The sequence below is a fragment of the Alcanivorax sp. genome (genome assembly GCF_040118815.1).
Classification (GTDB): domain Bacteria; phylum Pseudomonadota; class Gammaproteobacteria; order Pseudomonadales; family Alcanivoracaceae; genus Alcanivorax.
The window spans coordinates 260,301-276,524 of sequence record NZ_JBEDTC010000011.1; the positions used below are offsets into that span (position 1 = coordinate 260,301).

12 protein-coding genes are annotated in these 16,224 nt (G+C 53.2%); 6 read left to right on the forward strand and 6 right to left on the reverse strand.

Annotated features, from left to right (window positions below; all coding sequences use genetic code 11):
- Window positions 1-238: 238 nt before the first annotated feature.
- Together ABNH18_RS08590 and ABNH18_RS08595 are read right to left on the reverse strand one after the other, a co-directional pair.
- Window positions 239-3,343, reverse strand: a complete 3,105-nt coding sequence (locus ABNH18_RS08590; RefSeq protein WP_349382424.1) for an efflux RND transporter permease subunit — start codon at window positions 3,341-3,343, stop codon at window positions 239-241.
- Window positions 3,343-4,419 (reverse strand): efflux RND transporter periplasmic adaptor subunit, encoded by a 1,077-nt coding sequence (locus tag ABNH18_RS08595; protein WP_349382425.1) that lies wholly within the window; start codon window positions 4,417-4,419, stop codon window positions 3,343-3,345. The genes ABNH18_RS08590 and ABNH18_RS08595 overlap by 1 nt, the downstream gene beginning before the upstream one ends.
- 307 nt (window positions 4,420-4,726) lie before the next feature.
- Between ABNH18_RS08595 and ABNH18_RS08600 the strand changes: the two genes are divergently transcribed.
- Window positions 4,727-5,557, forward strand: coding sequence for a DUF4437 domain-containing protein (locus tag ABNH18_RS08600; RefSeq protein ID WP_349382436.1), 831 nt, complete (start codon window positions 4,727-4,729; stop codon window positions 5,555-5,557).
- A 55-nt stretch (window positions 5,558-5,612) separates the two neighbouring features.
- On the opposite strand, the gene ABNH18_RS08605 is transcribed toward ABNH18_RS08600, so the two are convergent.
- Entirely contained in the window at window positions 5,613-6,494 is an 882-nt protein-coding gene (locus ABNH18_RS08605; RefSeq protein WP_349382426.1) for a LysR family transcriptional regulator, read from the reverse strand.
- 146 nt (window positions 6,495-6,640) lie between these two features.
- On the opposite strand from ABNH18_RS08605, the gene ABNH18_RS08610 reads away from it, so the two are divergent.
- Window positions 6,641-7,771 carry an alcohol dehydrogenase family protein gene (locus tag ABNH18_RS08610; protein ID WP_349382427.1) on the forward strand — a complete coding sequence of 377 codons (1,131 nt, stop codon included), beginning with the start codon at window positions 6,641-6,643 and terminating at the stop codon, window positions 7,769-7,771.
- A gap of 16 nt (window positions 7,772-7,787) precedes the next feature.
- On the opposite strand, the gene ABNH18_RS08615 is transcribed toward ABNH18_RS08610, so the two are convergent.
- The 3 genes from ABNH18_RS08615 to ABNH18_RS08625 all read right to left on the reverse strand — a co-directional run bounded on the left by ABNH18_RS08615 (window position 7,788) and on the right by ABNH18_RS08625 (window position 10,665).
- Window positions 7,788-8,591, reverse strand: coding sequence for an SDR family NAD(P)-dependent oxidoreductase (locus ABNH18_RS08615; protein ID WP_349382428.1), 804 nt, complete (start codon window positions 8,589-8,591; stop codon window positions 7,788-7,790).
- Between the two features lie 4 nt (window positions 8,592-8,595).
- The gene (locus tag ABNH18_RS08620) at window positions 8,596-9,603 is read right to left on the reverse strand and encodes an LLM class oxidoreductase (protein ID WP_349382429.1); all 1,008 of its coding nucleotides are present in this window, start codon (window positions 9,601-9,603) and stop codon (window positions 8,596-8,598) included.
- A 72-nt stretch (window positions 9,604-9,675) separates the two neighbouring features.
- Entirely contained in the window at window positions 9,676-10,665 is a 990-nt protein-coding gene (locus ABNH18_RS08625; RefSeq protein WP_349382430.1) for a zinc-dependent alcohol dehydrogenase family protein, read from the reverse strand.
- Here ABNH18_RS08625 and ABNH18_RS08630 point away from each other — a divergent pair.
- From ABNH18_RS08630 to ABNH18_RS08645, 4 genes are all read left to right on the forward strand, one after another.
- Window positions 10,646-11,686, forward strand: a complete 1,041-nt coding sequence (locus ABNH18_RS08630; protein ID WP_349382431.1) for a LysR family transcriptional regulator — start codon at window positions 10,646-10,648, stop codon at window positions 11,684-11,686. The two genes, ABNH18_RS08625 and ABNH18_RS08630, sit on opposite strands and share 20 nt — an antisense overlap.
- Before the next feature lie 156 nt (window positions 11,687-11,842).
- Window positions 11,843-13,045 (forward strand): tyrosine-type recombinase/integrase, encoded by a 1,203-nt coding sequence (locus ABNH18_RS08635; RefSeq protein ID WP_349382432.1) that lies wholly within the window; start codon window positions 11,843-11,845, stop codon window positions 13,043-13,045.
- Window positions 13,036-15,150, forward strand: a complete 2,115-nt coding sequence (locus ABNH18_RS08640) for a tyrosine-type recombinase/integrase (RefSeq protein ID WP_349382433.1) — start codon at window positions 13,036-13,038, stop codon at window positions 15,148-15,150. Before ABNH18_RS08635 ends, ABNH18_RS08640 begins: the two co-directional genes overlap by 10 nt.
- Window positions 15,147-15,575: a DUF6262 family protein gene (locus ABNH18_RS08645; RefSeq protein ID WP_050731506.1), complete on the forward strand. Its 429-nt coding sequence runs from the start codon at window positions 15,147-15,149 to the stop codon at window positions 15,573-15,575. Before ABNH18_RS08640 ends, ABNH18_RS08645 begins: the two co-directional genes overlap by 4 nt.
- The last annotated feature ends 649 nt before the right edge of the window (window positions 15,576-16,224 follow it).

A 16,224-nucleotide genomic window follows, 5' to 3' on the forward strand; every position in this document is an offset into this window, starting at 1 on the left:
CGCTGACTGTTGCTCACGACTTAACCAGCAAGCCTGGGCGCCCGCACCCTCTGCGGGCAATCTCCGCAAATATTGTACGGGAATATCTCTATACTATTTCGGACTAAGCGAAATGGCGATAGCGACATAACACTTCCAGGCAGGACATTTTGCCCCACCCCTTTTGTGTCTAAATGCACACTCTCTTTGTGGGCAATTTAGGGGGTGAGGTCAATGCAAAGCGGGGATATTTTTGAAGCTACGCAGAAGAATGACGGGACAGCCCAAAAATCAGCGCCGTCAGGCAAGACAGAAAGGTGACAGTAACGATGGCGGTGCCGAGCAGGCCAAACAGCACGATGGCGCCTACGCCACGATACAGCTCCGTGCCTTCACCGGGGATCAGCACCAGCGGCGCCAGTCCGCACACCGTGGTGATGGTGGTCATTGCTATGGGGCGCAGCCGTGAGCCCACCGCATCGCTGACTGCCTGGGCGGCAGCACTTCCCGCGCGAATGTTCAGTGTGGCTTCATGAACAATCAGAATCGGGTTATTTACCACTGTGCCCATCAGGATCAGAAAACCCAGCATGGTAATCATGTCAAAGGGCTGGCTGATGCCGGCAGCATTCATCAGCGCCAGCCCAAGCAGGCCACTGGCAATCCCCAACGGAATGGTAGTCATGATCAGCAACGGGTAGCCCCAGTGTTTGAAAATGGCCACCAACAGTAGGTAAACCAGCAACAGGGCGACCACATAGTTACCACTGAGAGATTGCTGCGTCGCCTGAAGCTGATCGCTGGCCCCGGACAGACTGATACTGATGGAGTCCGGAACCACTCCGTCGTCGCGCAACTGTTGCACCATGGCGCGCACCTGGGTCACACCACTTTCCAGGGGTACGGAGCGGGGCGGGATGATATTCAGCGTTACCGTACGGCGGCCATTCACCCGGCGGACTACGCTTGTATCCACGGTTTCCTGCAGGTCGGCAAGCGAAGACAGTGGCACCGTGGCGCCGATGGGGGTGTGCACCGGCAGGCCGGGCAGGGTGGTCAGTGATGGCGTGCTGCCGGTGCGGTCGCTGTAGGCATAGATGTCGATCTTGTCGTCACCGAGAAAAAACTCGTCCAGAAAAGCGCCGTCAGTCAACGCTGCCACCGTATAACCCAGATCTCGGGTGGAGAAGCGAACCTCGGCTGCCCGGCTCCAGATTGGGCGAACTTCGATGAGCGGCTGGGCCAGCGAGAGGCTGGCGGGCTGGGACTGGATTCGAGGGTTATCAAAGACGGCTTCCGCTTCCCGGTACAGGGTGCGTGCCACCTCATAGATTTCGGCCAGTTCCGCGCCGGCAACATCCAGGGTGACACTGCGGGTGCCGCCATCATTGCTGGAAATAATCGAGCCGCGCGCGGCAAAAGCGCGCATCCCGGGATACTGCCGATACACCTGGGTTATCCCATCCATCATGGGTTCCATGTGGGCCGGATCCATGGGCTCGGCGATAATGCGCAGGTTCTCGGCGCTGACTCCCATGTTCATGTACTTGAGCGGCGGCATAGCCAGCTCGCCACGGTCATAGGCCTGCGGGTCCTGGCCGACCAGGGGCAGCAACTGCGCTTCCACTTCATCAGCAATGGCCGACATGGTTTGCAGGTTGTAGCCCGGCGGGGCGTTCATGCTGGCGAAAGTCTTTGGCTCTTCACCCTCGGGTAGGTATTCCGCTGGCGGGGTAAGGAACACCACAATGGCGGTGGCGATCAACAGCGTAATGCCGAGAGTGGCAAGCTGGCGCGGACGCGTTGCAGATAGCTGTGTGGCCCAGCGATTGATCGCTTTCATCCAGCGGCTGTGTTCGCCGCCATGGTCCATCACTGCTGAGAAATCCAGCCGGGCGGAGAGGGTAGGAATCACCGTCATGGCCACCAGCATGGAGACCAGAATCGAAGCGGAAACGGCGATGGCAATATCGGAGTACAGTTGCCCGGCTTCTTCCTGAATAAACACCACCGGCAGAAACACCAGCACCGTGGTCATGGTGGAGGCAAACACTGCCGGCCAGACTTTTTGTATCCCGCTCACCGCAGAGCGAATTCGATCAAGTCCTTTGCGTCGTTCCATCTCGATGCTTTCCAGCACCACAATGGAGTTATCCAGAGTCATGCCGATGGCAAAAGCGATGCCTGCCATGGAAATCACATTGATGGTGCGTCCGGCCAGCAACAGCCCCAGGAAGGCGGCAATGGTACAGATCGGGATGCCAATAACGCCCACGGCGGTAATACGTACTGAGCGTAGAAACAGGAACATTACCAGGGTGGCAAACACCGCACCAATGCCCAGGTTGATCCACACGTTCGCCACCGAGGCTTCCACGTAACGTACGTCATCAGACATCAGCGCCATGTCCATGCCTGCCGGTTTTAGCACCTCTTTCTGAATCAGATCGACCTGTCCCAACATGTCTTGCTTAATGTCGATCACGTTGGAGCCGGTTTCCCGACGGACCGCCAGCATAATCACCGGATTGCCGTTGAAGCGGGATATCTGTCGCACCGGGAAGTGATCCATGACCACGGTGGCCACGTCTCGCAAACGCACCAGCGAGTCGCCCTGGCGCTGCAAAATCAAATCGTTAAGATCATCCAGATTCTCGAAACGGCCCACGGTGCGAAGCAGGTAGCGCCGTTTGCCACTATCCACTTCACCGCCGGACACATCCTGATTGCGTTCGCGCAGCGCATCGCGCACGCCCACCACCGTCAGCCCGAACTGAGCCAAGGCCTGGGCATCGAGCAGCACCTGAATTTGCCGTTCAGCGCCGCCACGCATCTCCACCATGGAGACGCCTTGGACGCTCTCCATGCGTGGCCGGACCTCGTCGTCGATAAAGTCACGCATCATGTCCATGTCTAGCCCGCGGGGGTTGCCGGCCTGCGGATAAACACTGAAGTACATGAAGGAATTGCTGGAGAACGATGAGGAGAGGATCTGTGGTTGGTCCACTGTATCCGGGTAGGCGGGCACCTGACTGAGCGCGTTATTCACCCGGATCAGGGCGTCGGTAATATCCACGCCAAAAGGAAATTCCAGCTCGATTTCTGCTTCGCCGCTGTAGGCGGTCGCTGTGAGGCGGCGAAGATTGGGCAGGTTGCGCAGGTATTCTTCCTGCTCGATCAGAATTTCCTTTTCCACATCCTGGGGCGTGGCGCCGGACCAGCGCGTCAGCACGCTAATAGTGCGCACCTCCAGGTCTGGAATCATCTGTACTGGAATGCGTAAAGCCGCAAGCACGCCGAGGAGGGTGATGATCAGCACGACCACCGTCATCAAGGTGCCGTTACGAACAATCCGTTCAAACATCAGCGAGTCACCTGAATTTGGTCGCCGTCACGCAAGCCCTCGTTGCCACGGACCACCACCTTGTCGCCCTTGCTTAGCCCCTCCAGAACAATCACTGGATCCGATTGCCCGGGGCGTACCTTGATGGCGCGTCGACGGGCTACTAATTCATCCGCATCTCCATCCGCATTAGCTACAGCCAGCCAGACCGACACATTGCCTTGGACATCACGGAGCAGCGCATCTCGGGGCACGACGGGTTCAGCGCGGGAAGATTGAATGGACAGGTTGCCGAACACGGCCATACCGGGTGTCAGCCCGTGGGAAGGTAGGCTTGCACGCAGCACGAAGGTGCGCGCCGAGGGGTCGTTTACGGGTACGATGGCGGCAATTTCGGCCGGAATTTCAGCCTGGAGAGCGCGGTCCGTCCGGACGGCTGACGCGCTCTCCAGGCGAATGCTCAGCGGTGTCTCCCGGCTGATTTGCGAAAAGTAACGCTGGGGAACGGCAAAATCCGCATGCAGCGTATTGCTGCCAACCAATTCAAGCACCGGCGTTCCCGGTGTAACCCATTCACCGACTTCGGTGAGCTTGGCACTGATGACGCCGGCAAAAGGCGCAGACAGGGTGTGGCGTTTGAGAAGCGCCTTTTGTCGTAAAACCTCAGCTTGGCTGGCTGCAAGGGAGGCTTTACTGGTTTCCACTTCTGCTTCCAGACTACGTATTTCACTGGCCGCGATACTGCGGCTTAACGAGTTGGCTTCCGTGAGCCGTCGCTTTGCGTCGTTAAGGGTGGCGGCCTGCTGTCGATAACTGGCCTGTGCCTGCTTGAGCGCTAACTGATTGAGCTCTGCATCGAGTTCCACTAGCACATCACCAGCCTCAACCGCAGCACCAATATCCACGCCGACACGATTAACCAGGCCTGATACGGACGCCGATAAGCGTGCAGCCTGATCGGCAGCAAGCGTCCCGTTAATCAGCAGCTCACGAACGGGCTGCTTCATCTCAACAGTGGCAACGGTGACAGGTGTCGCTGCTTGAGCCAGCAAGGGGAGGGTAAGAATGGAGAGCAGGCAAAAGCGTAAAGCAGACATAGGACGGTGTGACCCCAAAAGTACAATAACAACCCAGACAGAATGAACGACCCGAACAGAGGGATTTAACGTTTCTGGCGGCTGAGATGCAAATCCGAATCGTTTACGCCTATATGGCCTTATTTCCCCTGTGGGGTATCCGTCATCACGGCATCGGAAGATATTGGAAGGATGTGACGCCAGGCCCTAGACCTAGTTTGAGCTGATTGCACCTGTTTGACGATAACTGAATTCCCGAAAGGCCCGTTTTTATGACTAACGAAGCGGGTTAGCGTTATAGACCCTGAAACCTGAAAGAGCACAAGTGATGATCCCCTTCAACAAAGCAACGGCACTGGTGCTGTTCGCTGCTGCAAGCGCGATATACGCTGAAAGCCCGCAAGCCCAAGCTCGTCTCACGGTAGTACCTGCCGAGGATGTGGACTGGGGCTACCTTAACCCTGCGAGGGGCGAGTTAAGCCCGGGCGCCGCGAATCTTTGGGGGGACCGAGCGGTCGATACAGCAACGGGGATGCTGGTGCGTTTCGATAAGGGCTTCCAGTCTCCACCCCATATCCACAACATCACCTACCGCGGCATAGTAATTAAAGGGCAGATGCATAACGATGACCCCGACGCTCAACCCATGTGGATGCCGGCAACTTCATTCTGGACTCAACCTGCCGGCGCAGACCACATTACCGCAGCCGGTGCAGATGAAAACCTGATCTACCTGGAAATTGATGCGGGCCCTTATCGGGTTCAGCCTTCAAGCAAGGCCTATGATAATGGCGAGTTCCCATTGAATCTGCACGCGGACAATTTGGTGTGGCAAGACCGTACTGAGTTGCAGTCGCTACAAACTGACAACCTGGAAGCGACACAGCTTTGGCAGAGCGACACCGGCGTGAATGGTGCCATGATCCGCTTTCCGGCCGGGTTTTCCGGATCGATAGAGACCGGGGCTAACGAGTTTCGCGCCGTGCTGATAGCTGGTGAGATGGGGTACCGCTCAGCCGCTTCAATGAAAACCGTCTCGACGTTGAAGCCCGGGAGTTACATTGAATCCAGTGGCCCCATTCAGCATGGCATTGTTAACCAAAGCGCAGATCCGGTGACCCTGTATGTGCGCACGGATGCTCCGTACAGCGTGAAGTAAATCGAGACCTCCTTAGTCGACGGCATATTCAAGGCGCGGTGTGCATAGCCAACGGTTAAGTCGGGATAGACGTTCTCGGTTGAAGATCGTTTGCTGCATCGATCATGCATGCCTTTAGGCTCTCGAGAATGGTATTTCCGAGAGTGCCGGCATCAATAACATTCATGGTCAGCAGCCGCGGACCAGGCAGCCCATCGAAAGTGACCGGCAGGACCTTTGACGACGCCACGGATGACGTTGGCAGCAATGCCACAGCGAGTCCGGCAGCCACGGCTGAGGCGATATTGGCCAGATCATTGCTGGCCAACGCCACGTGGTGATCCAGCCCTGATTCCTTCAGGTCGACAATAGCTAAATCCCGCAGTGCACAATCACTGTTCAGGAGGGCTACCGGTAATGGCTGATCCGGGACTGCCGTAAACCCATCCAGTGCGCACCAGCGTAGCGGTTCCGACCAGAGATTTGCTTCATTTTCAAATTGTGGTTCTGCCGTGACAATCGCCATGTCTATCTCGCCAGAAGTCACCATCTCTCGTAATTTACGGCTGCGTCCACAGCTGATAGTTATCTGCGCTTCGGGGAAAGTACTGCGGATGCGTGGGATAAAACCCTCCAGAAACGTCTGGGCGTAGTCGGTGGGGATCCCGAAATGAATCGGCCCGCGCAGGGTGTTTTCAACCAGGGCGCTAAGGGTTTCGTGATTTAAGCGTAATATACGATCAATGTAAGAGAGCAGGGTTTGACCAGGTTTAGTGAGCTTGATGCCCCTATTGCTACGTTCCAATAAACGCTGCCCTACCTGATCCTCGAGACGCTTAATCTGCATGCTCACCGCGCCCTGCGAGCGATGCAGCTGACCTGCGGCCTCTTTAAACCCCCCGCAATCCACCACGGTCGCGAACGCGTTGAGTAACTCCAAGTCCAGTAGTGGCTTCATGCGGTGCGCCTCGTATTAGATAATCTAAACAACAGAATTTAGTTTATTCGTTTTACTAATAATAGCCAGAGCACTACCGTGATTCCTCCGCAGTCGAAACACGCTGCCGACCGGGTTCCCAAGCTACTGAAGCGGAGATTTTCAGCATGAACAACAGCCATATCCCCAAAACCATGCACGGCGTGTTACTCACTGGGCATGGTGGTCTGGATAACCTTGAATATCGGGATAACCTGGCGGTCCCCGTCCCAGCCTCTAATGAGGTGTTAATCCGCGTGGGGGCTACCGCGATTAACAATACCGATATTAATACCCGAACAGGCTGGTACTCAAAAACGATAACCTCAGGCAGAGGGGAGGGGGCTGAAGCCGGGTTTGGTAAGAGCTCAAGTCAGCAAGATAGTAGCTGGTCGGGAAAACCATTGCGGCTCCCCCGTATTCAGGGCGCAGATGTCTGCGGCACTATTGTTGCGGTTGGCCGTGATGTGCATCCGTCGCGGATTGGCGAGCGGGTCCTAGTCAGGCCCATGCAGCAATCCCCGGATAACACTGATTCGCATCATCTGATCACCTTTGGCTCAGAATGCGATGGTGGCTACGCACAGTACACGGTGGCCAGATCCACCGAGGTGTTTGCCATCAATAGCGGCCTCAGTGATGTACAGCTAGCCTCTTTCCCCTGCGCCTATTCCACAGCGGAAGGAATGCTCGAACGGGCATCTCTGAAAGCCAATGAAAAAATACTGATAACCGGGGCTTCCGGTGGGGTTGGCTCCGCCGCTGTCCAGCTGGCTAAACGTAGAGGCGCGCACGTGATTGCGGTATGCGCTGAAGCCAAACGTGCTGACATTTTGAATATGGGGGCTGACGAGGTAATCGCTAGAGAGCGGCCATTACGCGAGCAAATAGAAACGGAAAGCATCCATGTTGTTGCGGACCTGGTGGCCGGGACCGAATGGCCGGCATTGCTCGATGTTTTAATCCGCGGAGGCCGTTACGTAGTGTCCGGTGCCATTGCTGGGCCAATGGTATCGCTCGATGTTCGTACCCTGTACCTCAAAGATCTCACTTTCTTTGGGGCAACCTGGCAACCCCGGCACGTCTTTGAAAACCTGATCGGTTATATCGAGCGCGATGAAATACGCCCCATTGTGGCTAAAACCTACTCGCTAAATGAGGTGGCTCAGGCCCAGCGAGACTTTATTGGCAAACGGTTTTCCGGCAAGCTGGCGATTGCCGTTGGTGACGCTGCAGATACTCCGCGGGAAACGAAATAAGTGCACGGTGGCTTGTTCACTGTCGCGCTATCAATGCTTCCAGCATGGCTACCAATTGGGCGCATTTTTCATCATCTAAAGCGTCCGCGTGCGGTGAGCCAAACCGTCCCTCGTCGTTATCAAAATAGCGCCCTGATGCTTCACTAAACTCGTTCGAGAGGGCCGCTTTCACCAGGATGTTAGCACCTATGGTCAGGCTTTTTCCTGCCACGCCGAAGCCTTCCTTGACCATTTTCGACGCAAGCAATGAGCCGGGGTTGACCGCGACAATTACAATGTCCCGGTTTTCTTTTCGCTGGGAAAGGGCGCGAGTCCACATGGTCAGGGCCAGCTTGCTTTGGGCATAAGCCTGCATGTCTTCCAGCGGCTTTTCGCCTTTCAGGGCTGCGAATTCCACCGGCGCCTGAGCGGCGGAGGAGAGATTGATGATGCGTGCTTTTGCGGGCAGGCCAGCAGCCAGTTGCCTGGCCAGCAAGTAGGGGGCCAGCGTGTTAACGACAAACCGAATATCCAGCCCTTCAGGAGTAACTGGAGTGGGGGAGCGCAGGATGCCGGCGTTGTTAATGATAACGTCCAGGGGGGCATGCCTGGCACGCAGCTGTTCCGCTAGCGCTTCCACTTCGTTGAGCCGGGACAAGTCAGCCAGGCAGGTTTCAACCCAGCCATCGCTTTGTGTCGCAAGGAGCTGTTGCTTGGCGGCGGCGATTTTTTCCGGATTGCGACCATGGATTATCACCTGATGACCTTCACCGACTAGACGCTTTGCCGTTTCAAGGCCGATGCCGTCTGTGGCGCCGGTAATGAGAATGCGCTTTGTCATGGGCTTACCTCGTGCTTGTGGATGGAGCTGAGAATGAGCAGGGCGGCAGCTCTGAAGACGGGAAATACGGAAGGAGCTCATCCGCCAATTGTTTGATGGTCGATTTCGTACCTGCCCGGTTGAAGCGAAGATTGAGTGCCACATGATTGACGCCAATATCTTCCAGTGACTTCAGGTATTTTTTCAGCGCGTTAATGCCAGACCGAAAACCCAAATGAATGGGTACCGGCCCAACATTGGGGTCATCTTCAAGATCAACATACAGAGATTGCATGACTGGCCTGGAGAGCGTGTCCTCAGAAACAATCGATGCACGCCACTGTGTTACGGCTGTCTGTTGCGCATCAATGTCCCGGGGGTAGGTGATCCAGCCATCGCCATTATTGGCCGCCCACTGGGGGTGCTGCTGGCTGCTGCCGGTAATTAACAGGGGAATCTTCCCTGACAGCGGTTTTGGCAACAGGTCCATATCACCATTGGTGTGCCCGAAAATGCTGTTAATAAAGGGCGATGATTCCGCCATGCTGCGAATGTAATCGACACTTTCGCGAAACCGCTGACTGCGGTTGGCATGGTTCTGTCTGAACGCAGGATACTCGTCCGGACGATCACCGGAAGCGATGCCAAGAATCAGCCTTCCGTTAGACAAATGATCAACACTGGCCGCCGCCTTGGCAACATGGGCGGGATGTCGCAGTGGCAAAACCAGGCTGGCCACACCAAGAGCAATGCTGTTGGTGTGCGCCGCCAGGAAACCAAGATAAACAAAGGGATCGAACACTTGCCCTGCATCACCAAACGACGGCACATTGAACGGCACATCCCGTAACCACAATGCCGAGAAGCCCGCCTGTTCGGCTAACGACGCTCTTTCCAGATGGCGCTCCATCGAGGGAACCGGTCCCGAAGGGTAACTCTCCAAAGGTACAACCAGCCCGATACTCAAGCGACCAGGCTGGAAAACACGGTTATAACCATGGTTTATTGATGGAAACGTCATCTCCTGATCCATGAGGTTGCTTCCTTATTATCTGTGGCGGGATTGAGCCCGCCTTTAAATAATGGCGAAACGACAGAGGTCCGCTCAGCGCTCCACCACCACCTTTCCGGTGGCTTGGCCACTGGTCAGGCGTTCGTAGGCAAGCCCCACCTCGTCGAAGCTGAATCGTTGCTCATCAAGAAGAGGGGAGAGCGCACCTTCGTCAACGATCTTCGCCAGATTAGCCAGAATCCGGCCATGGTCCTCACGTTGATGGTTGTGCAGCATCGGGATAAGCATGAACACCACATGAATCGAGAGGCCCTTGAAATGGGCCGGATTCAGATCCAGCTCCAGCATGGCAACGGTGGTGACAACCTGACCATTTAATGCAGCCGCTTCAAAACTGTTCGTCATATTGGCGCCACCCACGGAATCGAAAACCACATCAAAACCGGCTCCGTCAGTGTGTGCGGTGACATAGTCAGCCACGCTGCCTTTCTTGTAATCAATAGGGGTCGCGCCGTAGCCACGGACAATTTCAAATGGCTGGTCGCCGGATACCGTTGTGAACACCTTGGCACCCAGATGCCTGGCCAGTTGCACCGCCACATGCCCGACACCGCCGGTGCCACCGTGAACCAGGACATTCTGCCCGGCACTGGCGCCTGCACGTTGCAGACCTTCGTAGGCAGTAATGCCGACAAGGGGGAGGGCGGCGGCTTCACGCATGGACAGGCTTTTGGGCTTGTGAGCAATCAAGCGGGCATCAGCCGGTATGTATTCGGCCAAAGCACCTTGCAAATCCGCCAGACCACCGGCACAACCGTAGACGTCATCTCCCGGGGCAAAATCGGTTACTCCATCTCCCACCGATTCAATGGTCCCGGCAAAGTCCATGCCCAGAACAGCAGGAAGCTCAGGGGAAAGGGGGAGGAGATCCGCGCCCATCTGTCGAATCATTGTATCCACGGTATTAACGCTGACTGCTGCCACACGGACAATCACCTGTCCCGCTTGCGCTTGCGGGGTGTTGATTTCTGCCTGCTCAAACTTGGCATCGGGACCATATTGATTGAGAACCATCGCTTTCATGACTTGCTCCAGCTGTGTGGGACGGAAATTATTTCGTTGGAGTAACCATATTGCTTCGCTTTACACGAATAAATGGGCAGTATTGGGTTTCAGTATTCGCATTTTGGATATAAAAATGGACACAGAAGGGGTAAAGCTGTTTGTCCTTGCCGCTGAGAAGCTCAATATCAGTGCTGCAGGCCGCGAGCTGGGCATGCCACCGGCGGTCGCCAGCGCGAAGCTGGCAAAGCTCGAAAAGGGCGTTGGCGCAGATTTGTTGAAACGGACCACGCGCAAGGTGGCGCTGTCAGTGGAAGGTGCAGAGTTCCTGCCTTATGCCCGCGAAATCCTTGCTCAAGAGAACGCAGCACTGGCGGCACTGGGCTACGGCAATGAAACAGTTACCGGGAGCCTGCGATTCACCGCATCCAGCACCTTCGCACAGCAATTCATTGTTTCGTTAATCCCCGAATTTCTGGCATTACACCCGGGTATCAGCCTGGATTTGCGGCTGTCTGACATGGAGTTGGACCTGATACAGGGGAGCTTTGACCTAGCATTACGCAATGCCGTTTTGCCAGAAAGCAATCTCCATGCGCGCAAGCTTGCAGAGGATAAACGGATACTTTGCGCTTCACCGGATTATCTCGCCACCCACGGCACACCCGAAAGTCCGGATGACCTGCTGAATCACCAACTGATCGCGTTCAAATCTGCATCCAGCATCAAGCTGACTGGCCCCAACGGAAAGAGTGGCGAATTTAATACTCGCGTGGCTGGGCACCGGCTCACCATAGACGACGGCCTAAGCTATAAGATTGCCACACGCTGCGGTGCCGGCATTGCCATACATTCATTGTGGAGCGTTCATAAGGAGCTAGCCGAAGGTAGCCTGGTTCAGGTGCTGCCAGAATACCGGATGGATGCAGAGCCTGCCTTATGGCTTGTCTATCCCAAATCCAACGTCCTGACGGCCAAGGTCAGGGTGTTTATCGATTTCCTGATTGAGCGTATTGGCAGTCATCCGCCGTGGCTTAACTAGAGTGAATCCATAATATGCTACGCATAATGTATATTATGTTAATATAGACACCATGAATGTCTATGTCCACTGTGTACATTATGGGGGTGTGGTTGAGCTTCTCAGAATGGCCAGTCAGTATATGCACACCTTGTCCACTCTGCATGGAAGCAGCTTGTGCTGGAACTCGTAAAGATCCGATTTGATGATTCTAACTATTCATGGACCGTTATAGATGATCACGGAAACCCAGTAGACGAGATTCGTGATTGGATCGTGCATCTTGAACAGATCAATCTCTCTCCCAATACAATCCAGGCATATGCGCGTCATGTTGCTCGTCTTGGGACTTACCTCCACTCAAACAGTAAGGAAATCACCGGGATAACTGTTTCCGACTATGATCGTTTCCTTGAGTGGCTGCCTTACCATCTGAGTGGTATGGCCGATGACTCCTCAAATCTTGCCTTTCTTTCTCCTTCATTGGAGCCTGCAGCTAGGCTGGGCCCAACGGTGAATAACCAGGTGCACCTGGCCGTTAAGTCCTTTTATCGCTATTTGACTGGCAGAGAGCCTGCTTTTGCATCAGTCGCTGTCAGCAATCGACATCAGCCTGTAGACAGCTATAAGCCTTTCCTTGAACACATCAATCAACGCAGAAGTGTCAGGAAGAAAGATCCTTACCTTAAAGGGGATCTGGGGTCCGTAAGGAAGAGAGTAACTGAAAAAAGGATGTCGCCTGAGGCGGTTCTGGAGCTCATAAAGGCATGCAGCCTGGTCCGCGACGCCTTTCTTGTCACCCTCCTCTACAACACCGGAATGCGGATTGGAGAAGCTTTGGGACTTCGCCATGCTGATGTTGACCTTGCAGACGGTGTTATTTGGGTAATTCCTCGATCTGACAATGAAAATGGGGCCAGGGCCAAATCCAAGCGTGCTAGAGCAATCCCTGTAATGCCTTACCTGCTTGAAATGTACGAAGATTACATTACAAGCACAGAATACCTGGCAGCGTTTGAATCAGGGACGGAATATGTGTTCTGTAATGTTAAGAAAGGCAGGATTGGGAAAGCCCTATCTCGGAGCTACGCCGAGAATCTAAAAACGTATTTAATCAAACGTACGGGCTATACATTTACTTGGCACCACTTTCGCCACACACATGCTAGTGAGGCTATCGCTGATGGGCACGGGTTGCTAGCCGTTGCTGATCGACTTGGGCATGCCAGCCCTCAAACAACACTCGATTTTTACAAACACCTCTTTAGTAGTGAAGTCCGAAAATTACATCTGACCGGCCCAAGCAAGCTGAAGGAGCGGCTTGATGAATTTATGGAATCTGGCGCGCAATCGACTGAGCGAGGCATTAAATGGATTTAGATCTGATTTCAAATAATAAGGAAGGCGCTGAGTTATATCTGACGCAAATGGAAGCGCGTTTGAATGCTATATCACCAGCACTGGTCCAAGAAAACATATGGAGCAAAACCCTTCTAGAAGAAATTCCCTGTTTTGTGAATGAATATATAGCCGCCCGAAGTCCTATATCATTTGTTGGAATTCCTGAGACTCCTTCACTGGAGCTCAAGCTCTACTGGGCCAACCTTTTGTCTGATCCAAGAATGAATTCACAGTCTATAGTTCAAAGAAGAAGGCTCCCAATGAGCTGGCTGATGGAATGCTGCGAAAATGCGCTGCAAAAATTCGAGGTGACATGCATAGCCGACATCCCACATCCAGAATTTCCACTAAAAGGCTCAATTGGCCCTAGCAAGAAAGGCCATAACAAAGACCTGATTACGAGTTTTATATTGTTCGATAAAAAACAGAACCCAAACAGGTCAAAGGTAAAAATAAACTACACCAAGTCAGGTGAGCTGCAGGAAAAGGAATACACCTCCCCCAATATTACTGTTATCGGGGACTTCCATAAGAAAATAATAATACAGCGTGAGCAATTTCAAAGCCTAAGAAAACGGAATGTGTTGCTCCTCGATGATTTGTATTCCGAGTATCACGTGAGGTATAAGGACCTCCAAAAGCAAAAAAGCAGCTACGTCAATCTATTCCAGTTTCCGGAGTGGTTAAGGGATGCTGTCAGAGAGCATATTCTCGACAAAATCAGTCACGATGAACTCGGACCCAAAACGCTGCCGGGCTATGTTGGGCGGTTTAAGCATTTTAGCAACTTCATGCATGAGAAATTCGAGCGACCATCTCCCAGTTCAATAACGGATGTTCTTATTGGTGATATGTTTGTTGATTGGGGGAACGCAAAAGGCTTGTATGGCAGAAACTGGTATACCGACACACTGGCTATGCTGGCTACAGCAGCCAGGAAGTGGCCTGACATTTGGCCTGGCTTAACTGTTTCAGCTCGATCTTCGAAGAAAATTAAGAATGTGCATTATAAAGAAGGTCTTGGAAGGTTGGGTTATGCGCAGGAAGGCGGTGGCCGTGCTTACTCTCAGAGAATTGTTGATGAGCTCTATTCCGCAGTAAAGCATGCGCCCTCACCTACCCCATGTGTTTTTACTTTGATAATGGGGGCTGGCATGAGATCTGAGGATGGCCATGCCATTTTGTTTGACTGTCTAGATGAAGACCCGAACGACGCAGATTTCATGCTGCTTACATTCTGGCAGAGCAAAGTTAGCAAGTGGAATGTAAAGCCTTTGCACAAGAATAATAAAGACCATGCTCAGATAATTAACGCTATTGAAGAGCAACGGTCTGCAGTTATTAAACGACACGGAAAGAAGACCAAATACCTTTTCCCTGTATTCAATGGCACTCATGAAAGCTTTACATCGCCCACCTACACTATGGGCGAAATAAAAAAACAATGCGTAAGCGCTGGTGTATTGTCTGATGACGGGTCCCCTCTTTCATTTTCCTGGCATCCTCTGAGGCATACCAAAGGCACCTCAATGGCCAAAGATGGCCATGACATATTATCGATTATGATGGAGCTTGGCCATGCCAGTCCTGACATGGCCACCGTATATATAAACAACCGGCTTGAGCTCAAGAAAAAAGCTCTTCTGCAAAATGGCGGCGGCCGCTTTTACACAATTGAAGGGGAGGTAGATGAAAGCGTAGCCAACCTCCTCGTAAGAAAAGGTCAGATAAGAGCTACACGGGTGTGTGGCGGGGCTTGCACTATGCCTGCTCAAATTGGTGATTGGTGTGAGCATGCGAATGCTTGCTATACATGCAAACATTACCGCGCTGACGCCAAAGATGTAGATTTCTTTAAGAATGAGAAAGGCGCAGTAATTAATCTGATTGAAGAGCAGCAAGAAGAGCTTGTGGCTTTGCAGGAGAATCAGCAAAGTCGTATGTCTGAAATTACAGGCCGCAGACTTGCTAAAAACAAGGAAATATACAAGCGGCTTAATGACATAGTTTCTTCGATTGAAGCTGATGGCCAGTATCAAGGTCGTGAGCAACAAGCGCGCAAAACCTCACTGGAGGATAAATGAGTGAAGACAACCTTGATGGTTTGCGTCAGGCCAGGGATGAGCGCAGCCTTCAAAAGCGTAGAGCCGTCGAGCAAGCGGTTGATCAATTGAAGCAGAGCAATGAAACGATCACATTTAAAGCTGTTGCCAAGCTGGCTGGTGTAAGCCGACAGTATCTTTACAACAACTTTAAAGACCAGATTTCTAGTATGAGGGAGGGAGACCGGGCTTCGAGCGTAAAAATTGATAATGTCACCGTTCCAGCTAGAACACCCGAGGAGTCTCGGCATGTTGAAGCCCTGCTGAGAAACAAGATAGATCGACTAAAAAAAGAACTTGGCTCTGTTCGGCATGAGAATTCCAGGCTTAAACAAGCGCTTGAAAAAGAGCGAGGGAAGTCTGAGCATTTTCGGAAAAATTGGATAAATTCAAGAGGTAAGCAATAAATTGATAAGTGCCAATTTTTGAAGCCGCCCAAAATTTGTTCCTTGCTGGTTTTGAGCGTAGAAAGCCTGCCGGCCAGTTTATCTTGGCCGGCAGGTTAATCACGAATAAGGCTTTGCTTGCCCTACTTGCCCTTGGAATGCGGAACGAGAACCTCGGCAGAACCGAAGCCTACATTACCGTTTTCGTCCGTTGCACGATAAGTGATTGTGTAAACTCGTCCATCTCCGCCGCCACTTCGTTCAGCCCGGAGGTAAATGGTGCCATCTTGAGGGTTGGCAGACAAACGTGCAAAATCCCCCAAAAACATCGTAACCTATTGTTCTATAGAGAAATAAGTTATTACCCCTGTGACTCTCTACCACAACCAGCCATCCATAGGGCATCTGGACATGACTATTCGTTTCGGGGGGGTATCGCAGCCCCCCCCCTCAATTATCAGTGCCGGATCAGCAGCTGATCCGGCGCCAAGACTAGGAGATTACCACCCAAGCTTTAAGCTTGGTCAATCCGGATTCCTATCACGTCGTTGCATCAGCAGATAGGCTGCGGGCAGCACGAAAAGTGATAACAAAGGTGCTGTTACCATCCCTCCTACCATGGGCGCAGCAATGCGGCTCATGATCTCGCTACCTGTGCCTCCCCCCCAGA